The sequence below is a fragment of the Aeromonas sp. 1805 genome (genome assembly GCF_013085525.1).
Classification (GTDB): Bacteria; Pseudomonadota; Gammaproteobacteria; order Enterobacterales; family Aeromonadaceae; genus Aeromonas; species Aeromonas hydrophila.
On the sequence record NZ_CP038515.1, the window covers coordinates 107203 to 130699 of the forward strand.

Annotated in this window: 22 protein-coding genes; 14 read left to right on the plus strand and 8 right to left on the minus strand. The window is 62.8% G+C overall.

Annotated elements, in window-relative coordinates; genetic code table 11:
• Positions 1 to 382: 382 nt before the first annotated feature.
• Positions 383 to 793 (minus strand): H-NS family nucleoid-associated regulatory protein, encoded by a 411-nt coding sequence (locus tag E5E96_RS00435; RefSeq protein ID WP_017410727.1) that lies wholly within the window; start codon positions 791 to 793, stop codon positions 383 to 385.
• Between the two features lie 416 nt (positions 794 to 1209).
• A complete protein-coding gene (locus tag E5E96_RS00440) occupies positions 1210 to 1632 on the minus strand; it encodes a GNAT family N-acetyltransferase (RefSeq protein ID WP_171281314.1) in 423 nt (140 codons plus the stop codon).
• Between the two features lie 186 nt (positions 1633 to 1818).
• On the opposite strand from E5E96_RS00440, the gene E5E96_RS00445 reads away from it, so the two are divergent.
• Complete coding sequence (locus tag E5E96_RS00445; protein WP_011706794.1) at positions 1819 to 2319, plus strand: SRPBCC domain-containing protein; 501 nt, start codon at positions 1819 to 1821, stop codon at positions 2317 to 2319.
• A 69-nt stretch (positions 2320 to 2388) separates the two neighbouring features.
• On the opposite strand, the gene E5E96_RS00450 is transcribed toward E5E96_RS00445, so the two are convergent.
• Positions 2389 to 2730: a DUF805 domain-containing protein gene (locus tag E5E96_RS00450; RefSeq protein WP_011706795.1), complete on the minus strand. Its 342-nt coding sequence runs from the start codon at positions 2728 to 2730 to the stop codon at positions 2389 to 2391.
• Positions 2731 to 3687: 957 nt separating this feature from the next.
• On the opposite strand from E5E96_RS00450, the gene E5E96_RS00455 reads away from it, so the two are divergent.
• Both E5E96_RS00455 and E5E96_RS00460 read left to right on the plus strand, forming a co-directional pair.
• Positions 3688 to 4392: a winged helix-turn-helix domain-containing protein gene (locus E5E96_RS00455; protein WP_171281315.1), complete on the plus strand. Its 705-nt coding sequence runs from the start codon at positions 3688 to 3690 to the stop codon at positions 4390 to 4392.
• Positions 4389 to 4868, plus strand: coding sequence for a hypothetical protein (locus tag E5E96_RS00460; protein ID WP_045789332.1), 480 nt, complete (start codon positions 4389 to 4391; stop codon positions 4866 to 4868). The genes E5E96_RS00455 and E5E96_RS00460 overlap by 4 nt, the downstream gene beginning before the upstream one ends.
• Before the next feature lie 95 nt (positions 4869 to 4963).
• On the opposite strand, the gene E5E96_RS00465 is transcribed toward E5E96_RS00460, so the two are convergent.
• Complete coding sequence (locus E5E96_RS00465; RefSeq protein ID WP_171281316.1) at positions 4964 to 6241, minus strand: FAD-binding oxidoreductase; 1278 nt, start codon at positions 6239 to 6241, stop codon at positions 4964 to 4966.
• Between the two features lie 51 nt (positions 6242 to 6292).
• Positions 6293 to 6904, minus strand: a complete 612-nt coding sequence (gene puuR / locus E5E96_RS00470; protein ID WP_011706798.1) for an HTH-type transcriptional regulator PuuR — start codon at positions 6902 to 6904, stop codon at positions 6293 to 6295.
• 310 nt (positions 6905 to 7214) lie between these two features.
• Here puuR and E5E96_RS00475 point away from each other — a divergent pair, with 310 nt between their 5' ends.
• The 6 genes from E5E96_RS00475 (at position 7215) to E5E96_RS00495 (ending at position 13668) form a co-directional block, all read left to right on the plus strand.
• A complete protein-coding gene (locus E5E96_RS00475) occupies positions 7215 to 8678 on the plus strand; it encodes an NAD-dependent succinate-semialdehyde dehydrogenase (protein ID WP_171281317.1) in 1464 nt (487 codons plus the stop codon).
• Between the two features lie 150 nt (positions 8679 to 8828).
• The gene (gene gabT, locus E5E96_RS00480; RefSeq protein WP_049048947.1) at positions 8829 to 10118 is read left to right on the plus strand and encodes a 4-aminobutyrate--2-oxoglutarate transaminase; all 1290 of its coding nucleotides are present in this window, start codon (positions 8829 to 8831) and stop codon (positions 10116 to 10118) included.
• Between the two features lie 235 nt (positions 10119 to 10353).
• A complete protein-coding gene (locus E5E96_RS22725; protein ID WP_254902341.1) occupies positions 10354 to 10479 on the plus strand; it encodes a hypothetical protein in 126 nt (41 codons plus the stop codon).
• Positions 10476 to 11819: an APC family permease gene (locus E5E96_RS00485; RefSeq protein WP_011706801.1), complete on the plus strand. Its 1344-nt coding sequence runs from the start codon at positions 10476 to 10478 to the stop codon at positions 11817 to 11819. The genes E5E96_RS22725 and E5E96_RS00485 overlap by 4 nt, the downstream gene beginning before the upstream one ends.
• A gap of 356 nt (positions 11820 to 12175) precedes the next feature.
• Positions 12176 to 12325 (plus strand): hypothetical protein, encoded by a 150-nt coding sequence (locus tag E5E96_RS00490; RefSeq protein WP_162837661.1) that lies wholly within the window; start codon positions 12176 to 12178, stop codon positions 12323 to 12325.
• The gene (locus E5E96_RS00495; RefSeq protein WP_011706802.1) at positions 12325 to 13668 is read left to right on the plus strand and encodes an APC family permease; all 1344 of its coding nucleotides are present in this window, start codon (positions 12325 to 12327) and stop codon (positions 13666 to 13668) included. Before E5E96_RS00490 ends, E5E96_RS00495 begins: the two co-directional genes overlap by 1 nt.
• Positions 13669 to 13766: 98 nt before the next feature.
• Here the strand turns inward: E5E96_RS00495 and E5E96_RS00500 are convergent, their stop codons facing one another.
• Entirely contained in the window at positions 13767 to 14147 is a 381-nt protein-coding gene (locus E5E96_RS00500; RefSeq protein WP_171281318.1) for a hypothetical protein, read from the minus strand.
• 248 nt (positions 14148 to 14395) lie between these two features.
• On the opposite strand from E5E96_RS00500, the gene E5E96_RS00505 reads away from it, so the two are divergent.
• The 5 genes from E5E96_RS00505 (at position 14396) to E5E96_RS00525 (ending at position 21498) form a co-directional block, all read left to right on the plus strand.
• Complete coding sequence (locus E5E96_RS00505) at positions 14396 to 15550, plus strand: sodium:phosphate symporter (protein WP_024945097.1); 1155 nt, start codon at positions 14396 to 14398, stop codon at positions 15548 to 15550.
• A 163-nt stretch (positions 15551 to 15713) separates the two neighbouring features.
• Positions 15714 to 16184 (plus strand): FKBP-type peptidyl-prolyl cis-trans isomerase, encoded by a 471-nt coding sequence (locus E5E96_RS00510; protein WP_016351483.1) that lies wholly within the window; start codon positions 15714 to 15716, stop codon positions 16182 to 16184.
• A gap of 242 nt (positions 16185 to 16426) precedes the next feature.
• Positions 16427 to 17194: a class III extradiol ring-cleavage dioxygenase gene (locus E5E96_RS00515; RefSeq protein ID WP_011706806.1), complete on the plus strand. Its 768-nt coding sequence runs from the start codon at positions 16427 to 16429 to the stop codon at positions 17192 to 17194.
• Positions 17195 to 17357: 163 nt separating this feature from the next.
• Positions 17358 to 20627: a transporter substrate-binding domain-containing protein gene (locus E5E96_RS00520; protein WP_171281319.1), complete on the plus strand. Its 3270-nt coding sequence runs from the start codon at positions 17358 to 17360 to the stop codon at positions 20625 to 20627.
• Between the two features lie 193 nt (positions 20628 to 20820).
• Entirely contained in the window at positions 20821 to 21498 is a 678-nt protein-coding gene (locus E5E96_RS00525) for a Crp/Fnr family transcriptional regulator (RefSeq protein ID WP_171281320.1), read from the plus strand.
• Between the two features lie 78 nt (positions 21499 to 21576).
• On the opposite strand, the gene tsgA is transcribed toward E5E96_RS00525, so the two are convergent.
• Entirely contained in the window at positions 21577 to 22740 is a 1164-nt protein-coding gene (tsgA, locus tag E5E96_RS00530; RefSeq protein WP_171281321.1) for an MFS transporter TsgA, read from the minus strand.
• Between the two features lie 55 nt (positions 22741 to 22795).
• The gene (deoD, locus tag E5E96_RS00535) at positions 22796 to 23497 is read right to left on the minus strand and encodes a purine-nucleoside phosphorylase (protein WP_171281322.1); all 702 of its coding nucleotides are present in this window, start codon (positions 23495 to 23497) and stop codon (positions 22796 to 22798) included.

Consider the following 23497-nt stretch of genomic DNA (forward strand, 5'->3'; position numbering starts at 1 on the left):
TCTCCCCCGGTCAGGGTGGATAACCACGCAGTAAAATCCGGCGGGTTATGGAGCAAAAAGAGACACGCCCTACGACTGACTTAATGCTTTTTCCATTGCCGCATCGCCAGCCACTAATACCTGACGGGCTATATGAGTCCAGATATGGCTGACATTTCGATAATCACGTGACAACAAAAGCGTGCACAGGGAGCCATCGGTACGACCATTTCCAATTAATCATTCCATCATGGGGCGACCAATTGACGTGCAGAGCACCGATCTGAATGCGACACAGCAAGGTCGTATCAGGGCAGTTGGGGAATTGACAGAAGATATTTTTGATGAGCACAAATAATAATGCCGCCTCATGGGCGGCATCATTCATGACTGATCCCGTGGATCAGATCAGGAAATCATTCAGATCCTTGCCCAGTGCCACTTGTTCGGCAATGGCTTTCGGCATGCGGCCCTGACCGGTCCAGGTTTTCTCCTGGCCATCTTCCTGGTACTTGTACTTGGCAGGACGCGGGGCGCGCTTGCTCTTGGTCGCACCAGCAGCGGCAGCCGGGGCGGCGGCGCTGTTCAGCAGCTCACGGGGATCGATACCGGCCTGCTGCAGCATTTCAGTGAACTCGCTCAGCTTGCGCTGACGCTCTTCCTGTTCGGCACGCTCTTGTTCAACAGACTCGGCACGCTCGTTATATACCAGCTCGAACTTTTCTTTTGCTTCTTGCAGCTGTTCAAACGGCAATTCACGGATGGCAGCGCGCAGGCTGCGAATGTTCAGCAGAACTTTCAGAAACTCGTTCATTACTTCCTCACAGAATTATTTTTGTTTGTCACAGGGATAACACAGCTTGAGAATAGCACGGCTGTTTGATGACAACATAATGATTTTATAGCCGCTGTCACTTTCTTAACAAAAAAGTGCGGCTGAATATACCGCTGACTTTATTCAGCCATTACCCATTACGTCACACCAGCTCATCTTTTGCCATGCAATTCCCCATACCGGGTATGGCAAATAGCGCAGATGTGCCTCGTTATATTTTCCATCACAGTTGCGACCGCTATTTTTACAATTGGCCACAGTTGTTAAAACCTGACTCACCCACATGAGACTCAAGGTAGACGATTGACACTATATATTACCGGCAGCGTCCGCTCGTTACTGCCGGCAATGCAGCTCTGCAACCATGATCTGATCAGTCGCAGGGCACTGACGCCCTATTCCAGGATCAACCGCCGCCAGGGGCCGGTGATCTCGCAGTGGCCGGTTTCTGCCGTATTCTGCCACCCCAGTCGATGATAAAAGGCCAGCGCCGCCGTGTTGTGGGTCGCCACCTTGAGCGAGACGGGCTTTTGAAAAGAGGCCAACCCGTGACTCAGCAGGGCCCGCCCCACCCCCTGCCCATGCCAGTCGGCCGAGACATACAGGTGGTGAACGAAGCTTTCATCTCCCCAGATGGAGACAAACCCGCAAGGCGCTCCCCCCTGCTCGGCTACCCAGATCTGCTCGCCCCGGGTCTGCTCGTCAAAATCTTCCAGCCTAAAATGAGCGGGATCGACCCAGTGAAACGTCTGCCGCCGCCCTTTAAGAAACAGCTGCGCCAGCTGGGGAATATCCGTCTCTTGCATGACTCTGATCATCAAAGCGTCCTTGTCATTGTGACTGCCTGACCCCACTCTCGATGGAACACAGGCACCATGTCAAATCGCACGGGCATAATAGTCTCTCGGCGATGGCAGGGGTGTGACACACCTCTGTCCATTTCATAAGCCATGGGACTATACTGCCTGAGTCCCATGTATGGATGGTTTGAGGCTCGCTGATTTATGGATAACAAGCAGATAGAAGGCAACATCTTTGTTCCGGCCCATATCGACGATGTCTGGCGCGCCTGGACAACTGAGAGTGGCCTGCGCAGTTTTCTGGCGCCGGAGTGCCTGATGGTGCCCGAACCGAATGGTCCCTTCGAAATCTATTTCAGACCCGATGCCCCGCTGGGTGAACGTGGCAGCGAAGGTTGCCGGGTGATGGCCGTCATGCCCCACGACCTGCTCAGCTTCAGCTGGAATTTCCCGCCCTCCCTGCCCCACATCCGCCTGCAGAAGACCCAGGTCAGCCTGCGGTTCGTGCCGGAAGGCCAGGGCACCCGGCTCTACTTCCTGCAAACCGGCTGGGCCAACGACCCGGACTGGGATCAGGGCTACGCCTATTTTCGCGAAGAGTGGCTGGAAACCAGCCTGCCCCGCCTGCAATACCGCTTCACCCACGGCCCCATCGACTGGAACAACCCGCCGGACAAGCAGCAACTGAAATCCCTGGCTCAATAAGAGCCCATATAAAGAAGAACACCGCCAGCTGGCGGTGTTCTTCTTTATGCAAGGTCGGTGCAGACGGGCTCACAGCAGGGCGGCACCGTAGCGGTTGGGCAGAGTCGAGCCTTTTTGCAGCTTGAAGAAGAGCAGGATCAGGAAACCCAACACCGGAATGGCCCCCACCAGCAGATACCAGCCGGTGCGATTGGTGTCGTGCAAGCGGCGCACCCCCAGCGCCACGGTCGGGATCAGCGTCAGCAAGCCATATACACCCAAGGGATAATTGAGCTGCTCAGGGGCGTTGAACGCCAGCGACAGGGCAACACATATCACGGTATTGATCAGCAGGAACATGAAATATTCCTGGCGGGATGCCCGCCCGCTGAAATTGAAATAGTTTTTAAACGCATTGAAATACCAGTTCATAATTTACCTCTTGGCATTGCCAGATAGCTGATGGGTTGAAGGGTAATCTTCTCTTGCCGTTATTGTTCAATATTCGAGTCAAAACGAGTCACTTGAAAATATATTGATGAGCTGCTATCCGGCAATACAATAAACATTATTAAAAACTATTAACGGGCAACCTCGCATTGCACACTGGTTACCAATACTGCACCAGCCCTCCACTGCCCTCAGCCGGCTGGCCAGCAACGCCTGACACGGCAGCACCGCCAGACTTGGTGCTGCAATGGAACAACATGTTTATAACTTATTGATTTTATGCACTTTAATAGTTTTTAACAATGATCTTTCGTTGGCGTTCGACTGGACCGGGCAGTTACTCTGCAGGCCACAACATCAGGTTATAACCCCTCCTGGCTCACAGGATTTAAATATGCGTACACATTTGGTATTGATGATCTCATCAAGCCTTCCCAGCACCAGCTGCCAGAATATAAAGAGTCATAATGCTCTTGTTGGCGCCACTGATTCGGGGCTGCCGGCGCCCTCGACTATTACTCTGACCATTATCATAAAAATAAAATAAATGATGACGACAACAGTGCATTCAATCGCAATGAATTAAATGGTGAACGAGAAACTGAAACTACTGCCACACTGGCTGAATATGTATTTCAGCTGGTCGATTGTTGGCAAAGCGAGCATGGCAAACACGCCTCTTTTACCGTCTGGCACCTTCTTCGCGTGTCGCTTCAGTGGTGCTGGCGCCTTGTTCTGCATGCATGTCGCCCGTTACGCGGCACCATCCTGCCACGGAGCGAGCAGCTGTTCATCCGGTGCCCGCCCCCTGCCTATCACACTCGTGGGGAGCCAGCCTCTGCGACTCCCATCTATCCCTTGACAAGGGGTGGCGCCCCCGTCAGATTTCACTCTCTACCTATTAATAAGCAACATCATCTGCGAGACGATCACCGCGCCATGGATCCGGATCACGCCCCTCACCTGCATGCCTTCGGTCGCTTTGTTCTGGATTCGAAACAGCTCACCCTGACCCGCTCCCAGGATGGGAACCCAACCAGCGTGCGCGTGTCTGCCGCGGAGGCGCGACTGCTGCACTTCTTCCTGACCCATGCCGGCAGCCTGCACAGCAAGGAGACCCTGCTCGCCATCGGTTGGGACGGACGACCGGTGAGCGCCAGCTCCCTGCCCGTGGCCATTGCCAACTTGCGCCGCTATCTGGATACCCCGGAGCAGGAGGCGGTGATCCGCACCTTGCCCCGCCAGGGCTATCTGTTGATGTTGTCGCCCGCCGCCATGCAGGTCATCCCCACAGCCAGCACACCCTCCCTGAGCGAACCTGCTGCCGACCCAGCGCCGTTGCCGGGGACGGGCGAGCCTGTCGCCGCCGTGCCCGCTGCCGCTTCCCGGGATGCCGTGCCCATCCCTTTGCCACGCTGGCAACAACGGCTGCTACTCGGGGTGATGGGGCTGTTTCTCGCCTTGCTGCTGCTCACCGGTCTCTACCTGAGCGCGACCTGGGTCTCGGTGCGCTGCGAACCGGTCGGTCAGGGCACACTCTGCCGAACCCAGAAAGCGGCATCCCATCTGCCCACTCCGGCTGCCGGCGAGATCTGGCTGATGGTCGGGGAAGATCAGGCCAAATTCGAGGAGAAGAAGCCATGAGACGCGCCGCTCTGATCCGCCTGCTCTTCGGGCTCAGCGCCACCGGCATGGTGCTGGCGGGCCTGGTGCTCATCAACAGCCTGGGCTGCAACTACGAGATGCACCTCTCCTCCAAGGAGGCGGATTACTACGCCGTCTGCCGGGCGGGGAAGTTCACCGTCATCGAACGCGACCGTTACACCAAGGCGAAGTGGATGGTGAGCGCCTATCAGGCGGTGCTCGGCAACCAGCTCATCTTTCTGGTGACGGATCGCACCCTCATCGAGCGGCCCGACAAGCAATCGGCGCTGAGTGACATCAATCAGGTGGAGGGCACCTTCAGCATGCCCCTCAACTACGGTTGGCAGATGATCACGCCAGAGCAGATCGCCATCTTCCAGCACTCGCCCCACCCCGAGCTATTGCAGGGCCACTTCGAGGGCTGGCTCGACTTCTACCACAGGTTCTGGCCGGCCACCCCGCTACGGGCGCAGTAACCACTGACTCGCAGCCTGTGCTCACAGGCAACTTAGCCGCAAAACAACAAGGCCACCCAGGGGTGGCCTTGTTGTTGCTATGGACTGCCTGGCAATCACACCCCCAGTCGATCGCGCAGGGTATACCAGGCGGCGCCGGCGGCGGTGAAAGGGATCCGGAACAGACGGCCACCCGGGAAGGGGTAGTGCGGCAGCTTGGCAAAGGCATCGAAACGCTCCGCCTGACCGCTCAGCACCTCGGAGAGCAGCTTGCCCGCCAGATGGGTACAGGTGACGCCATGGCCGCTATAGCCCTGCATGTAGTAGATGTTGGAGCCGATACGGCCAAACTGCGGCAAGCGCGACAGGGTGAGCAGGAAGTTGCCGGTCCAGGTGTACTCCACCTTGACGTCCGCCAGCTGCGGGAAGGTTTTCAGCATCTTGGGGATGATCAGCCGCTCGATGTCCGCCGGATCCCGCGCCCCATAGACCACGCCACCGCCATAGATCAGCCGGTGATCACCGGAGGTACGGTAGTAGTCGAGCAGGTAGTTGCAATCCTCCAGACAGTAGTTTTGCGGCAGCAGCGAGCGGGCCCGCTCCTCCCCCAACACCTCGGTGGCGATCACCTGGGTGCCGCAGGGCATGCTCTTGCCGGCGAGCTCAGGCACCAGATTGCCGAGATAGGCGTTGCCGGCCACCACCACGAAGCGCGCCTTCACTGCCCCCTTGGCGGTCTTGACCAGCGCAGGCGTGCCCGGGGTGATGCTGATGACGGCAGACTGCTCAAAGATCTTGCCCCCCTGCAAGCGGATGGCCTCCGCCTCCCCCAGCGCCAGGTTGAGGGGGTGGATGTGGCCGCCGCTCTTGTCGAGCAGGGCGCCGACGTAGCGATCGCTCGCCACCACCTCGCGCACGCCATCGGCATCGAGCAGCTCCAGCTTGTCATTGCCCCACTTCTCCCAGCGCGCCTGCTGCGCCTTGAGCTCATGCAGCTGCTTCTCGGTCTCGGCGGCAAAGACACCGCCCTCCTGCAGATCGCACTGGATGTTGTAGCGCTTGATCCGCTCGCGGATGATTTGGCCCCCCTCAAACAGCATGGAACCGAGCAGCCTGGCCTGATCCGGCGGGCAGTTCGCTTCTATGGTGTCGATGTCACGGCTGTAGGAGTTGACGATCTGGCCGCCGTTGCGACCGCTGGCGCCAAAGCCCACCCGGGCCGCCTCCAGCACCACCACCGAATAGCCATTTTCCACCAGGTGCAGCGCGCTGGAGAGGCCGGTATAACCCGCCCCGATGACACAGACGTCGCACTCCAGCTGTTCGGTCAACGTCGGATAGGGCGCGTGTTTGTTGGCACTGGCTGCGTAGTAACTGTTTACATGTTCGGTCATGATCCCTGTTTCCTTACCGGTTCTTTTCCCAAACGAGACGATGTCTCGGCACTAGAAGTTGGCCGGGGTGTGGGCGCTGACGATGCGGCAGACCTGCCCCGACGGATTGCTGAAACTGTGGGGCTCGCCCGTGTCGATCACGTAGCTGTCCCCGGCGCTGAGTGGATAGGCCTGGCCCGCCACCGTCAGGATCACAGATCCCTCCAGCACGGTGCCCACCTCCTCCCCCAGATGCGTGACCTGGCCGCCGGTGTCGGTACCGGGGGCGTAAGTCTCCAGCATGAAGCCGAGCTGGCGGCGGTTGTTGCCGTTGTGCACCAGCTTCATCGAGACCCCCTGGCTGCCCAGCTCGATCAGCTGCTCGGCCTTGATCACCACGCTCGGCGTACCGCCCTCCTCTTCCGCGAAGAAGCGCGACAGCGGCAGCTCATAGACACTGAGCAGTTTTTGCAAAGAGGCCACCGAGGGGCTCACCTTGTCCTGCTCTATCATGCAGATGGCGCCATGGGTCAGCCCGCTCAGCTCGGCGACCCGTCGCTGGGAGAGCCCGAGCCGCCGGCGGGTCGCCGCCAGACGCTCGCCCATGCTCTGCGCCACGCCCTTGTCCGTCATGGGGTTGTCGGTCATGGACTGCCAGCGCGTCTCGCCCTGTGGTTGCTGCATTCGGCCACCTCCCTGTGTGCCTGTCAGGTGCCAGCTGGGCACCCGGTTAAAATAGCGAGTCAATCCAACCGGCCTGTTTGTTATCCTGCACAGTGCATACCGTTCATTATTTTGCACACCCTGCACCGCAAAAACCGGTAAAATCGCTCCAACAGCTCCATTTCTAGCATGCGAGACACAGTTTACTCAAATATATTTAACACTTGAAAAACATTTCAGCTCAATTTATGGTCTTCCTGTGCTTATTATTCTATACGGTGGCGGCACAGGATGAGCCGGCCCCCTGACCCACAATCGAGGCTTGCTATCTATGTCAGCATCACAACCTGCACTCTCCCTGATCAAATCCCTTGCCTATATAGATGGCCGCTGGTGTGAAGCCGGCGGCGGACACCGGTTCGAGGTGCACAACCCGGCCACCGGTCAGGTCATTACCCAAGTGCCCGACATGGACGAAGGCGACACCCGCCGCGCCATCGCCGCCGCCCACGCAGCCCAGCCCGGCTGGGCCGCGCTCACCGCCAAGGAGCGCAGCAACCGGCTCTACGCCTGGTTCGAGCTCATCATGGCCAACCAGGAGGAGCTGGCCCGCATCATGACCTGCGAGCAGGGCAAGCCGCTGGCCGAGGCCAAGGGGGAAGTGGCCTATGGCGCCAGCTTCATCCAGTGGTTCGCGGAAGAGGGCAAACGCGCCTACGGCCGCACCATTCCGGGTTTCTCCAGCGATCGCCGGCTGGCCACCATCAAGCAGCCGGTCGGGGTGGTCGCCGCCATCACCCCCTGGAACTTCCCCATCGCCATGATCACCCGCAAGGCTGGCCCGGCGCTGGCCGCCGGTTGCACCATCGTCATCAAGCCAGCCGCCGAGACGCCGCTGTGCGCGCTGGCGCTGGCGGCGCTGGCAGAGCAGGCGGGCATCCCGGCCGGGGTCATCAACATCGTCACCAGCCATCAGGCTGCGGCGGTGGGCAACGAGCTGTGCAACAACAAGACGGTGCGCAAGCTCTCCTTCACCGGCTCCACCCGCATCGGCAAGCTGTTGATGCGCCAGTGCGCCGACACCATGAAGAAGCTGTCGCTGGAGCTTGGCGGCAACGCCCCCTTCATCGTGTTTGACGACGCCGATCTCGACTCCGCCATCGCCGGCGCGCTCGCCTCCAAATACCGCAACGCCGGCCAGACCTGCGTCTGCGCCAACCGTATCCTGGTGCAAGCCGGCATCTACGACGCCTTCGCCGAGAAGCTCACCGCCGCGGTCAAGGCCTTCAAGGTGGGCGATGGCATGAGCGAGGGCACCCAGATAGGCCCGCTCATCAACCCGGCCGCCGCCAGCAAGGTGGCCGAACTGGTCAAACAGGCCACCGCCGCCGGCGCCGAGCTGCTGCTGGGGGGCGAAGCCCACCCCGCCGGCCCGCTCTTCTACCAGCCCACCATTCTGGGCAAGGTCGATAAAACCAACCCCATCCTGCAGGAGGAGATCTTCGGCCCGGTGGCGCCCTTGGTGCGCTTTGACACCGAGGCCGAGGCCATCGCCCTGGCCAACGACACCCCCTATGGTCTGGCCGCCTACTTCTATGGCCGCGACATCGCCCGCGTCTGGCGGGTGGCCGAGCAGCTCGAATACGGCATGGTCGGCATCAACGAGGGGATCATCTCGACCGAGTTGGCCCCCTTTGGCGGCATCAAGGAGTCGGGCCTGGGTCGTGAAGGGGCAGCCGAGGGGCTGGAGGAGTACCTCGAGACCAAATACCTCTGCTTCGGCGGCATCCGCTAGGCAGTCACATCTTGCGCCGGCGGCCGGGCCTGCAACAGGGGCCCGCTACCCCGCCGGCGCAGCCATATCAGTTCACAAGGACGAAGTGAGTGCTCCCAAGGGGGCCTCGCCACATTGAGACAGGGGCCCCCGGCCCCTCAGGGAGGAAAGATGAGTCAGTCAGCATCAAACAAGGCGTGGCAAGCGCGCCGTGAAGCGGCCGTGGTCAACGGCGTCGGCACCCTGCTGCCGGTGTTTATCGAGCGGGCGCAAAACGCCGAGCTGTGGGATGTGGAGGGCAACCGCTACATCGATTTTGCTTCCGGCATCGCCGTGCTCAACACCGGCCACAACCACCCGAAAGTGGTGGCGGCGGTGCGCGCGCAGCTGGAAAAATTCAGCCACACCTGTTTCCAGGTCACCCCCTACCCCGGCTATATCGAGCTGGCGGAAAAATTGAATGCCCTGGTGCCCGGCCCCACCCCGAAACGCACCCTATTTCTCTCCACCGGCGCCGAGGCGGTGGAGAATGCCATCAAGATCGCCCGCGCCCACACCGGCCGCAGCGGCACCATCGCCTTCAAGGGGGGCTTTCACGGCCGCACCATGATGGGGATGGCGCTCACCGGCAAGGTGGTGCCCTACAAGACCGGCTTCGGTCCCTTCCCGGGAGAGGTCTATCACCTGCCCTTCCCGAGCGACTATCTGGGGGTGAGCGAGGCCGATGCGCTGGCTGCGCTGGATCTCTGCTTCAGCTCGGATATCGAGCCGACCCGGGTCGCCGCCATCATCATCGAGCCGGTGCAGGGTGAAGGGGGCTTCTACCCCGCCTCCGCCAGCTTCATGCAGCGCCTGCGCCAGCTGTGCGATCAGCACGGCATCCTGCTCATCTGCGACGAGATCCAGAGCGGTTTCTGTCGCACCGGCAAGACCTTCGCCACCGAATATGCCGGCATCGAGCCGGACATCATGACCCTGGCCAAGAGCCTGGCCGGCGGCTTCCCGCTCTCCGCCGTGGTGGGCAAGGCGGAGGTGATGAACGCCGCCAAGCCGGGTGGCCTGGGCGGCACCTATGCCGGCTCCCCCATCGCCTGCGCCGCCGCCCTGGCGGTGCTGGAGGTGATCGAAGAGGAGCAGCTCAACCAACGGGCCAACGCTCAGGGCGAGCAGATCAAGGCCCGCCTGCAGCAGCTGGCGGAGCGCTTTGACTGCATCGGCGACATCCGCGGCCCCGGCGCCATGGTGGCCATGGAGCTGGTCAAACAGCGCGATGCGGCCAGACCGGATGCCGACCTCACCAAGCGACTGGTGGCCGAGGCGGGCAAGCGTGGACTGGTGCTGCTGGCCTGCGGTGTGCGCGCCAACGTCATCCGCTTCCTGGCGCCGCTGACGGCCTCGCCGGCCCTCGTCGACGAGGGGCTGGATCTGCTCGAGCAGGCCCTGCTGGCAGCCCAGGGCTGATCAGAACCGCAACATCCGCTCATCAGTGCAAAAAAATGCGTTTTTGCCCCCTTGATATGCTTGTCAAGGGGGCAACACGAATGCACAATGCGCCGCCGCAACAAAGGACCGACCACTTGCTGAGTCAGGTTCTTTTTTTGCGGCAAACAAATCCACAACGAGGCCGGAACCGACCGGAAATGATAGCGAGATGGGTTGCCATCTCACGACACCCGCTTCTCTAGTGAGGAACACCATGGGGTATTTCACTGCTTTCCTGCCGGCCCACGCCGGTCTGCGCCGCGTCTCTGGCGCCCCCTATGCCCAGGTTGATACCGTCAGCCTGATCCCTTCGGCCCGGATTGAGGGGAAAGCACAATGAATGCCCAACCCGTCGGCCTGAAAAAAAGCCTCAAACTGTGGCACGTGGTCATCATGGGGCTGGCTTACCTGACCCCCATGGCCGTGTTCGACACCTTCGGCATCGTCACCGAGATCACCGAAGGCCATGTGCCCACCGCCTACCTGTTCGCCCTCATCGGCATGCTGTTCACCGCCATGAGCTACGGCCACCTGGTACGCAAGTTTCCCTCGGCAGGCTCCGCCTATACCTATGCCCAGAAGGTGTTTCACCCTTACGTGGGTTTCATGGTGGGCTGGGTCTCCCTGCTCGACTACATGTTTATGCCGATGATCAACATGTTGCTGGCCAAGATCTACATGGAGGCCCTGTTCCCGAGCGTGGAACCCTGGACCTACATCCTCGGTCTGGCCACCGTCATGACCCTGCTCAACCTGCGCGGCATCAAGCTGGTGGCCAACTTCAACAGCCTGATCGTCATCATGCAGTTCAGCATCATTGCCGTCTTCATCGGCCTCATCGCCTGGGGTGTCTACCATGGCGAGGGGCTCGGCACGGTGGCGAGCAGCCGTCCCTTCTTCTCCGAGCACATGAATGTGGCCCCTCTGCTGACCGGCGCCTCCATTCTCTGCCTGTCGTTCCTCGGTTTTGACGCCATCACTACCCTGAGCGAAGAGACCCCGGACGCCTCCCGCGTGATCCCCCGCGCCATCGTGCTGACGGCGCTGATCGGCGGCGTGCTGTTCATCTCCGTCTCCTACTTCCTGCAGCTGTTCTTCCCGGACATCTCCCGCTTCCAGCAACCGGATGCGGTGCTGCCGGAGATCGCCCTCTATGTGGGCGGCAAGCTGTTCCAGGCGGTGGTGCTGGTCTGCACCACGGTGGCGGTGCTGGCCTCCGGGCTCGCCTCCCACGCCGGCGTGTCACGCCTGCTCTACGTGATGGGGCGGGATCGCGCCCTGCCGAGTCGCTTCTTCGCCTACGTTCACCCGACCTGGCAGACCCCGGCCCTGAACGTGCTGCTGGTGGGGGTTCTGGCCCTCTCGGCGGTGTCGTTCGACCTGGAGATGGCGCTGGCACTGATCAACTTCGGTGCCCTGGTGGCCTTCACCTTCGTCAACCTGGCGGTGATCGCCCACTTCTACGTCAAGCTTGGTCACAACAAGACGCTGCGGGACCATCTGGTGTTCCTGCTGCTGCCCCTGTGCGGAGCCGCCTGCATCGGCGTGCTTTGGCTCAACCTGGAGCCGGCCTCCTTCGAACTGGGGCTGATTTGGGCCGCACTCGGCGCCCTCTATCTGCTGCTGCGCCTCACCGTGTTCCGGGTCCAGCTGCGCCGGCCCGAAACCGACGCCTCTTAAGCCTCCTTTGTGTTCACAGCGCCCGCCCTCTGCGGGCGCTTTTTTTTACCCCTGTCAGCCCTGCGCAACAGCCATGTTCGCGCGTGACCTGCGTCGCTGCAGCCCCCGTCAACACTGGCTGCCAGCCCGGTGGCGCAGCCCGACCTGACCCAGGTCAACAAAATCCCCCGACCGGGGCTTTTTTGCTTGTGTCCTCCCCCCCTGAGGGCACAATACGCCGCCCCTGAGAGCCGATGTTTTTTGCAGCATCGGTTCTTCGTTTTTTAGGGGAAAACCACATTCACCAAGAGGCCGGACTTTGTACCGGAATTGATATCGAGATTGCCAGGCAATCTCCCGACGTTGTGAGGAAAAACATGGGGCATTTCACTGCTTTCCTGCCGGTGCCCGCCGGCGTACGCCACCCGTCTGTGCCGCAGACCGGCGTCCCCTGTGTCCAGCGACGCGCTGCGTCCCTGATCCCGTCCCCCTTCGCCGACCTGGCGATCGCAGAGGAGAAAGCGTGATGGCCGGTGCCAAGCTGCTCAAGACGCTCACCCTCTTCCAGGTAGTGGTGATGGGTCTGGCTTACCTCACACCCATGGCGGTATTCGATACCTTTGCCATCGTCGGTGACATTACCGAAGGCCGCGTCGCCACCGCCTATCTGCTGGCGCTCGGCGGCATCCTGCTGACCGCCTTCAGCTATGGCCATCTGGTGCGCCGCTTCCCCTCGGCGGGCTCGGCTTATACCTATGCCCAGAAGGTGTTCAACCCCTACATCGGTTTCATGGTCGGCTGGTCTTCCCTGCTCGACTACATGTTCATGCCGATGATCAACATCCTGCTGGCCAAGATCTACCTGACCGCCATGTTCCCCGGCGTCGAGCCCTGGATCTTCATCTTCGGTCTGGTGACCGTGATGACCTTCCTCAACCTGCGCGGCATCAACCTGGTGGCCAACTTCAACGGCGTCATCGTCTTCATCCAGCTCGCCATCATCACCGTCTTCCTCGGCCTGATGGGCTGGGGCATCTATCACGGTGAAGGGGCGGCAACCCTGCTGAGCAGCCGGCCGTTCCACTTCGAGTCGGCCGGCATGGTGCCGCTGTTTACCGGCGCCACCATCCTCTGCTTCTCGTTCCTGGGCTTCGATGGCTTGAGCTCGCTCTCCGAAGAGACCCCCAACGCCGGCAAGGTGATCCCGCGCGCCATCGTGCTGACCGCGCTGATCGGCGGCATCATCTTCGTGGCCGTCTCCTACTTCCTGCAGCTCTACTTCCCGGATCTGGCCCGCTTCAAGGAGCCGGACGCCGTGCTGCCGGAGATCGCCCTCTACGTCGGCGGCACCCTGTTCCAGAGCGTGGTGCTGGTGTGCACCACGGTGGCGGTGCTGGCCTCCGGCATGGCCGCCCACGCCGGCGTATCGCGCATCCTCTACGTGATGGGGCGCGATCGGATGATCCCGGAGCGGGTGTTCGGCTACATCCACCCGAAATTCCGCACCCCGGCCATCAACGTGCTGATGGTGGGCGCCCTGGCGCTCTCCGCGGTGTCGTTCGATCTGGACATGGCGCTGGCGCTGGTGAACTTCGGTGCCCTGGTGGCCTTCACCTTCGTCAACCTGTCGGTCATCGGCCAGTTCTGGGTGCGCGAGAAGCGCAACAAGAGCCTCAAGGAACACCTGCTGTTCCTGGTGCTGCCGCTGCTGGGCGCCGCCACCATAGGCGCGCTCTGGATCAACCTGGAGCAGAGCTCGCTGGAGCTGGGCCTGATCTGGGCCGGCCTTGGCGTCACCTACCTGTTCCTGCGCCTCGCGGTGTTCCGCATCCCCTTCCGTCAGTACGAAGAGGCGGCCGACACCCAGTAAGGGCGACGAGCAGACGCACAAATGCAGAAGGGGAGCCATGGCTCCCCTTCTTGCTGTGCACGCCGCGCTCGCGGCCCCACCCAAAGCAGGCAGGCTGATCAGCCCTGATTGATCACCGCAGTGGCGGCCGCCTTGAGCGGATCCTTGGCCACCGCCTTCACATCCTGCTGGGTCTGCTTGAGCTGCTGGCCGGCCTGATTGACCTTCTGCTGGGTCCCCTGCAGCTGGCTCTTGCCCTCTTTGAGGCCGGCAGTTTTCTGGTCCAGCACGTCCGTGGTGTTCTTCTTCACCTCGGCCTTGGCCTTCTCTTTCTGCTGGCGCACCAGCTTGTCGGTGTCGCAGTTGCCCTTGACCCCCAGGGTCGCATTGAGCGCCTCGTTCTTCACCGCCTTGTCGAGGTTGCACTCGGATTTGAACACGCTCGCCTGCACACCGGCAGACAGCAGACCCAGGGACAGACACAGCACCCATGCACGCATAACAACATCACTCTCGTTGAGGGAAGGAAAGGGGGCAGCATAGCGCCCTGGCTCCCGGCTGCAAGCCGCGCGGGGGATCTGTGGCCAAACCGGCCGGGATCCCGGCCAGCTCCGACACCTCCTGTCCAATGGACCCCGCCGTCCATGTCATCAAAGCATCACAAAAGTGTCACTTTGTCATATTTCTGTCATGGAGCCTTGGTCTAATGCGCCCGTCCATTTTCACGCAGACTGTCCCAAGAGGCTTCATGCACAGCACCCCATCTTTCGCACAACAGCAGACCCGTCGTACCGGCCCACTGTTCAACTGGCTCGCTGTCATCACTCTGATCTACCTGATCCTGGTTGCCGTCGGCGCCGTCTCCCACGGCTTCAAGGGCTTCTCCGGCGGCGCCGAGGGCGCGGCCCAGATCTTCGCCTTCGCCAGCAACCCCTTCGTCGCCCTGCTGCTCGGCATCCTGGCGACCGCCCTGGTGCAATCCTCCAGCACGGTGACCTCGGTCATCGTCGGCCTGGTGGCCGGCGGCCTGCCCATCGGCATGGCCATCCCCATGGTGATGGGCGCCAACCTTGGCACCACCATCACCAACACCATCGTCTCCCTCGGCCATATCCGGGATCGGGGCGAGTTTCGCCGCGCCTTTGCCGCCGCCACCGTGCACGACTTCTTCAACCTGCTGGCGGTGTTCATCTTCCTGCCGCTGGAACTGATGTTCGGCCTGCTGCAAAAGAGCGCCGAGGCGCTGGCCGACCTGCTGGCGGGCTCCGCCGACATGTCGATGCAGGGGATGGACTTCATGAAGCCGCTGCTCTCCCCGGCCCTCACCTTCATCGACGGCCTGGTGGCCTTCCTGCCGGGCAAAGGGCCCGCCATCGCCACCATCTGCATCGGCATCCTGCTGATCCTCGGCTGCGTCACCTGGCTCGGCAAGGTGCTGCAACGGGTGCTGGTGGGCCGTGCCAGAGATCTGCTGCACCGGGCGCTGGGCCGCGGCCCGCTGACCGGCATCGCCTCCGGCACCCTGGTCACCGTGATGGTGCAGTCCTCTTCCACCACCACCAGCCTGATGATCCCGCTGGCCGGCGGCGGCGTGTTCAGCACCCGTCAGCTCTACCCCTTCACCCTGGGCGCCAACATCGGCACCACCATCACCGCCCTGCTGGCCGCTACCGCCATCAGCGGCGCCGGTGCCAAGCTGGCGCTGACCATCGCCCTGGTGCACGTGCTGTTCAACCTGTTCGCCGTGGTGCTCATCTACGGGGTGCCCTTCCTGCGCGAGCTGCCGGTCAAGGCGGCCGAGGGGCTGGCCCGGGTCGGCAGCGAGAACAAGCTGCTGGCACTCGGTTACGTGGCGGGCCTTTTCTTTGCCCTGCCCGCCCTGATGATGGTGGCCGCCAAGTAACGACAGGGGCCGGGGGATGCGCTGCCTCCCTCGGCCCCGGCTCTGGCTCAGGCTTTGCCCATCCAGTCACATCTTGCCGCCCGCCGGCTCGCCCTCGTCCGTCGGCTGGGATAAGATGCCGCTCTCACTGCCCTCTCGGCATTTCACGACATAGGGATACCCGATGAAATTCGTTTTGATCGCGCTGCTGGTTGCCGGCGTCGCCTACTACTTCTACTCGAGCAGCAACAACAAGAAGCAGGCCGTGGAAAACGTGCGCAAGGGCGCCGAGTTCCTCGCCGCCAACAAGGAAAAACCCCTGGTGACCACCACCGCCTCCGGCCTGCAGTATGAAGTGCTGACCCCGGGCACCGGTACCGTTCACCCCACCGCCACCAGCAAGGTGAAGGTGCACTACGAGGGCAAGCTGCTGGATGGCACCGTCTTCGACAGCTCGGTCGCCCGCGGCGAGCCCATCGAGTTTGGCCTCAACCAGGTGATCGCCGGCTGGACCGAAGGGGTGCAGCTGATGGTGGAAGGGGAGAAGACCCGCTTCTACATCCCCGCCAACCTGGCCTACGGCGATCGCGCCGCCGGCAAGATTCCGCCGGGATCCGTGCTGATCTTCGATGTGGAACTGCTGGGTATTCAGTAAATCAGCCAGATCCTCCTGGCGTCTGTTTTATCTCTCAAGGCCGGCCACTACGCCGGCCTTGTTATTGGTGACCCCCTCTTTTCCCCCATAACTATCAACCAATAGTGAACAGTGCTTATTCATAAAGCTAGATTGTTAACTTCATTGTCGGGGCAGATAATGACCATATCGTCAGTGGCATGTCGCCCTGGCCCACAGTTTTCGGTGCGCCGCGCACCGGCACAACGCATATGGAGTCTGTCATGTCTATCGCCCCCGTCTGGTTCATCTCCCATGGCGCCCCGGATCTGGTTCTGCGCGACCAGCCGGCGACCCATTTCCTCAAAAATCTGCGCCTTGGCGATCTCAAGGGGCTGGTGGTCATCTCGGCCCACTGGTTTACCCGCAGCGAGCTGCAGATCAACGTCGAGCCCAATCCGGCCTTGATGTACGACTTCTACGGCTTCCCCGAGCCGCTCTACCACATCCGCTGGCCGGCCAGCAGCCCGCTCTGGCTGCAGGAGGCGGTGAGCGATCAGTTGCTGCTGGCGGGCCTGCCCGCCGAGCCGGTGCGCCGCGAGCTGGATCACGGGGTCTGGTCACCGCTCTCGCTGATGGATCCCGCCAGCAGCGTCCCGCTGGTACAGCTCTCCATCCCGGCCAGCTTCACCCCGCGCCAGCTGTGGCAACTGGGGGAGGCGCTGCAACAGCTGCGCGCCCAGGGGATCGGCATCCTGGCCTCCGGCGCCATCACCCACAACCTGCGGGCCCTGGGACCAGAAAACTCGCCGGTGCCGGGCTGGGCCCGCAGCTTCGTCAACTGGCTGGAGCTGACCATGAGCGAGGGCGATCGGACCGCGCTGGAAGATTACCGGGCACGGGCGCCGGGGGCGGTGGAATCTCACCCCCACGACGATCACTTGCGTCCGCTGTTCGTGGCGCTTGGCGCCGCCGGCCAGGACAAGCCCGTCAAGCTGCACGACAGCTGGGATGGCGGCAGCCTCTACATGGGTTCCTACCGCTTCGGTTGAGCCCTGGCAGCGCCAGACAGCGCAAGGTGGCGGGTCGCTTCCCGCCATTTTTATGGCGCCGGCACTGACAAACTGCTGATTAAAGGTTCATTGTCCGCCGCTCTTCGGTAGAATCGCCGCTTTCGATCACCATCTGACCAGCGGGAGGGGGCGCAAGCCGGCAATGAACCTTATTCGACCCCTGCTGCTGCTCTGCCTGCTGCTTCCCCTCTGCGCCCAGGCGCTCACCCTGCACAGCCGTCACTACCTGCAGAGCAGCCCGGCCCCCACGCAGGCGGCCGAACAGCAGTGGCTGGCCCAGCACCCGTTGCTGCGCGTCGGTGTGCTGCGCCACGACTACCGCCCGTTCGCCATGACCGGGCCGGACGAGCACTTCGAGGGGATCTCCGCCGACTATCTCGACATCGTCGCCAAGACCCTGCAAAAGCCGGTCGAACTGCGGGTGTTCGACGACAAGCAGAGCGCACTGGCGGCGCTACGGGCGGGGGAGCTTGACCTTGTCAATCTCGGCAACCTCAGCCTGAGCGGCCCCGACCAGGCGGGCATCACCCTCAGCCAGCGCTATTTCAGCAGTGCCCCCGTCTTCTCGGCGCTCGCCGCCGAACAGGGCCCGCTGCTGCTGCCGGGCCAGCGGGTCGCCACCGTGCAGGGTTATGTGGACGAGGCCGCCTTCAAGCGCTACTACCCGGATCTGGTGCTGGTCAACTACCCCTCCAACGTGGCAGCCTTCGATGCGGTCTTCTTCGGCCGCGAGCCGCTGCTGCTAAGCGACCCCCACTCCCTGCACTACCTCAACAGCGAGCGCTTCGACAAGATCCGGCAGCGCAGCCAGGCGCAGCCCGCCATCGCGGCGGACGGCTTTCGCTTTGCGGTCTCGGCCGACAGCCCCCGGCTGCTGGCGCTGCTCAATCACGCTCTGGCGGGGGTGAGCGACATCACCCACAGCCTCATCTTCAGCCAGTGGAACGGCCCCATCCGCGACATCGTCGAGCGCCCCAGCGAGCTCTACAGCGCAGAGGAGCGCGCCTGGCTGGCGACGGCCGGCCCGGTCAGGGTGTGGCTGATGGACGATCTCTACCCCTACGGGGCGCGCGACTACGACAACCAGCTCACCGGCATGTCGGTGGAGATGCTGGAGAAGATCAGCCGGCGCTCCGGCCTGCGCTTCGAGTTCGTCAGTTATGGCTCGGAGCTGGCGCGCAACGAGGCCCTGCTCAGGGGCGAGCTGGATCTCATCGGCGCCATCTCCCGCCCGGTGGCCAAGAGCTACCGGCTGCGCCCCTCCCTGCCCTATGCCACCGACGACATCTATGTGCTGGTGGCCCGCAAGGGGGATGCCTTGAGCGGCGATCTGGCACAGCTCGCCGGCAAGCGAGTGGGCAGCACCCACTACAACCCCATCGCCCGGCGGCTCGACCGCAGCCGGGTGAGCTATCTGGAGAGCGCCGACGAGGCGATGGCGGCGGTCGACGACGGCCGGCTCGACGCAGCCATCGTGCCGCTCTATTTTGCCCAGCATGCGGTGGAGTACGGCCGGCTCAGCCAGATCCGTATCGCCGGCCCCGCCGACAACCAACCCATCCGGATGGGCTTTGCCAGCCTGCCGGGCAACCGGATGCTGATGGAGATCATCGACAAGACCATCCTCTCCATCGCCCCCAACGAGCTGGCCACCATGAGCTACCAGTGGCGCAACCGCAAACTGCCGGCCCCCACCTTCATGGAGCGCAATGCCCCCTACTTCTACCTGCTGCTGGCCGGCCTGTTCGCCGTCGCCCTGCTGCTGCTCTATCGCAACCGCATGCTCAACCGGCTGGCCCGCTCGGAGCAGGCCTCCCGCCGCCAGCTGGAGGAGCACGTGCGCTTCATCGAGGCGCTCGGCGAGAGCCTGCCCCACCCCATCGTGGTGCGTGACAAGGGCGGCAAGGTGATCCTCTGCAACAGCAAGTACCTGGCCATCCTCAACGCCCCCATCGAGCGGGTGCTAGGCACCTCGTTTGCCGAGGGGCTCAAGGGGCTGCTGGGTGCCGAGGCCATCACCACTTTGGAGCAGGATTTTCAGCAGGTGCTGCAAAGCGGCAGCCCCATCTTGTCGGATCGCATCTTCAGCCAGCGCGGCCCGCGCCAGTTCGTCTACCACTGGATGGTGCCCTACTTTGACTACCGCGGCGCCATCAGCGGGGTGATCAACGGCTGGATCGACATCACCGAGCGCAAGACCATGGAGGAGGCGCTGCGCCGCGCCAAGGAGCAGGCCGACCGCGCCAGCCGCGCCAAGAGCGACTTTCTGGCCACCATGAGCCACGAGATCCGCACCCCCATGAACGCCATCCTCGGCATGCTGGAGCTGGCGAGCCAGGATCCCGCCCTCGCCCCCTATACCGGCGAGCAACTGCGCATCGCCTCCGAATCCGCCAACGGCCTGCTCGATCTCATCGGCGACGTGCTGGACATCTCCAGCATCGAGTCGGGCCAGCTGACCCTGGCCCCCGAGCCGTGCGAGCTGGCGCCGCTGCTGCAGTCGGTGGCCCGCGCCTTTGCGGGCATGGCCGAGCAGAAGGGGCTCAGCTACCGGGTCGAGCTGGATCCCCTGCCGCGGGTGCTGATCGACGGGCCACGCCTGCGCCAGATCGTCTTCAACCTGCTCGGCAACGCCATCAAGTTCACCGAGCGGGGGGAAGTGAGCCTGCAGGCCAGCCTCGCGGGGAGCGCGGAGCAACCCCAGCTGCACCTGCTCATCCGCGACAGCGGGGTGGGCATCGCCCCCGACAAGCTGCCCGGGCTGTTCAACCCCTTCTACCGCGCCCACGACCCCTACCAGTTCGCCGGCACCGGCCTTGGCCTCAACATCGCCCGCATGCTGTGCCAGCTGATGGGGGGCAAGATAGCGGTCAGCAGCGAGCTTGGCGCCGGCACCGAGCTCAGGATCCGGCTGCCGCTCACCCCGCTGGCGCCAGCACCAGCGTGCGAACCCTTGCCTGCGCCCCTCGATGCCACGTCGATTATGGAGCCCTTCACCAAGCGGCCATCAACCCCTGCCGCCGCCGGCCGGCTGCGGGTGCTGGTAGTGGATGACAACCACGCCAACCAGGTGCTGCTGCGCCAGCAGCTCAAGCACCTGGGCCACGAGGTGAGCGTGCGCGGCAACGGCGCCGAGGCGCTGCGGGCCCTCCAGAATCAGGACTTCGAGCTCATCATCACCGACTGCCAGATGCCGCTGATGGATGGCTTCGAGCTGACCCGCCGCCTGCGCGCCCGCGGCCACACTCTGCCCATCTGGGGCTTTACCGCCCACGCCACAGCGCGCGAGCGGGAGCGCTGCCTGGCCGCCGGCATGGACGAATGCCTCTACAAGCCCATCGGCCTGGCCCGGCTGCGCACGGCCCTCGCCAGCCTGGAGCAGAGCGGCGCCAGCGCCCTGAGCCCGGTCTGATAATCTGAGCCAGCTTGCGCCGCGGGACAGTGCTCCAGCCCTATCCGCCCCAGCCGTGTCCACCCCACTCCTGTCAGCCCGATCTCCGTCACACCCTCGCATGCTCGCGCCGGCCCTCAGCGCCTTCGGGCTGGAGTTAGCCTGCGGCAGGGTGTGTAATAGCCGTTTGTGTTTGGCGACGACCCGGAACCCCATGCAACTCAAACCCCTTCTCAAGGGGCGCTTTCAGCCCCACTGGCAAGCCGGCCACGATCTGATCGAACAGGTGGTCAGCTCCTGCATCACGGAGCGGCGTCTCATCCCCGAGGGGGAGCCCCTGATGTGCCAGGGCGAACCGCTGCGGGATCTGGTGCTGGTCAAGAGCGGCCGCATCGCCATGGGCCACACCGCCATGAATGGCCGCCGCTTTCAGCTCGGCACCCTGGAGTGCGACCACCAGCTCTTCGGCGAGATGGAGTTCTTCACCGGCTACCGCTGCCAGCTCGACATCATCGCCGAGGAGCCACTGGAAGTGGCCCGCATCGACGGCGAGCAGCTGGAGCAGGCGCTGGTCGCCCACCCCAGGGTGGCGCTCTTCTTTGCCACCGCCATTGCCATCGACTATCAGGACACGGTGGATATCTTCACCTGCCGCATGCTCTACCCCATCAGCTACAACATCGCCCTCGACCTCTATCACAGCCACTGCCACGACAACCCGGTGAGCGGCTTTCGCAAGGGGTATCAGGAGGCGGAACGCTTCGGCACCACGGATCGGGTCTACCGGCGGGCGGTGAAAGAGCTGATGGATAAGGGATTGGTGGCGCGCGGCGAAGAGGGGTTGCAGATCCGCGATCTGGCGGGGCTCAAGGCCTTTCTGGAGCAGCCATAAATCGCAGGCATCAGTTGCCGGTTAAAGACAAAAAAGAGGGGCGGTTTATACCGCCCCTCTTGTTGTTTACTCTCTCGCTCAGGCGAGACAAGGCTGGGGCCGGGCCATGCGCAGTGAGGCCACCAGCATGGCGAGGATCACACCATAGATAAGCGGGATGGCGTACATCACCGCCTGCAAGCCGATCACCTGCTCGAACAGGGCGCTGATGGCCGGGCTGAACATGGCCCCCGCGCTGCCGCTGATGAGGATATAGGAGACATTCTTGCTCGATGCCTGCCGCACAAACGACACCCCGTAGGCGATAAAGGCGTTGTAGAGCGCCGCGCAGACAAAGCCGTAACCGTAGGTGAGGTATGGCAGCTGACTCAGGTTGTCGGTGGTGACGATAAGCGCCGTCATCCCCATCGCCAGGGTGATGATCACCAACAGGAAGGTGCGGATCGCAATGCGGGTCACGATGGCGGTCGAGACCAGCGCGCCGAGCAGGGCAGCCGTCCAGTACTGGGTGATGATGTTGCCCGCCTCCTCGAAGGGGATGCCGAACTTGTTCTTCACGAACATGGGCGCCCAGGTGAGGAAGGTGTAGAGCGCCAGCATGCCGAGAAAGAGCCCCAGCCCGCCGCTGATGATGCCAAGGTTCCACTCCGAGTGCTCGTTGCCGGCGCTCTCGCCGCCCGCCTCGCAGCTGCGAAAGTTGGTCAGCACCGCCACCAGCATGGTCGCCAGCGCTACCACGCCCACCGCCAGATAGCTCCAGCTCCACGCCATGACGTGGGTCAGGGTGTAGGTGGTGATAAGCGGGAAGACCACCCCGGCCACGTTGAAGGTGGCATCCTGCACCACCAGCATGGTGCTCTGCATCCGCGCCTGCCAGACGCTCACCACCAGGGTCCCCGCAATGCAGAGCCCCACCCCGCCGCACAGGCCGATCACCGTCATGGCCGCCATCACCACATAGAGCGAGCCGGTCAGATGGAGCGAGGCCGCCGCCAGCGCGATCAGGCCGTAGCAGATCAGCGTCATCCGCTTGAGGCCTACTTTCTCGATGAGGAAGAAGGCGGCAATGGTGCCCGCCAGCGCCCCGCCGTTGAGCAGGGAGAAGATGGAGGCCACCTGATTGACGTCGGCGCCAAACTTGGCGGCGATGGGGTCGATCAGCATGCCGAACTGGGTCGCAAAACCGGCCATCACGAAGTTGGCCAGGAAGCTGATGGCAGTGAGGGAGAGCTTATTGTTCATATTGGATCTCTCATAAGGGTCAGGGTGCGGGCAGGGTTGGGCGAGGCTGCGACGCTTACAGCGCGGTGTGCAGCGCCAGCTCGATCATCTGGTTGAAGGAGAGTTGCCGCTCGGAGGCAGTGGTCTCTTCACCGGTCAGGCAGTGATCGGAGACAGTCAGGATGGCGAGTGCCTCGATCCCCTGCTGATGGGCCAGCCCGTAGAGACCGGCCACCTCCATGTCGATGCCGAGCACGCCGAACTTCTCCAGCGCCGGAATCAGGTTGTCGTCCGGATCGTAATAGAGATCGCCGGTGAAGATATTGCCCACCTTGACCGGAATCGCCTTCTCCTGCGCCTTGGTGAACGCCTTGTGCAGCAGGGCGAAGTCGGCCGAGGTAGCCATCTGGTAACCGGCGCTGCGCTTGGCGTTGGTCGGGGAGTCGGTGCCCGCCGCCTGCGCCAGGATCACGTCGCGCATCTGCACATGGCGCTGGGTCGCCCCCAGACTGCCGATGCGGATGATGCGCTTGACCCCGAAGTCGTTCACCAGCTCGTGAGCGTAGAGCACCATGGAGGGGATCCCCATGCCGTGGCCCATCACCGAGATGCGCTGGCCATTGTAGTAGCCGGTGTAGCCCAGCATGTTGCGCACATTGGTCACCTCGCGCGCATCGGTCAGAAAGGTCTCGGCGATATAGCGGGCCCGCAGCGGGTCCCCCGGCATGATGACGGTCTCGGCGAAATCGCCCGGGTTGGCATTGATATGAGCGGTCAT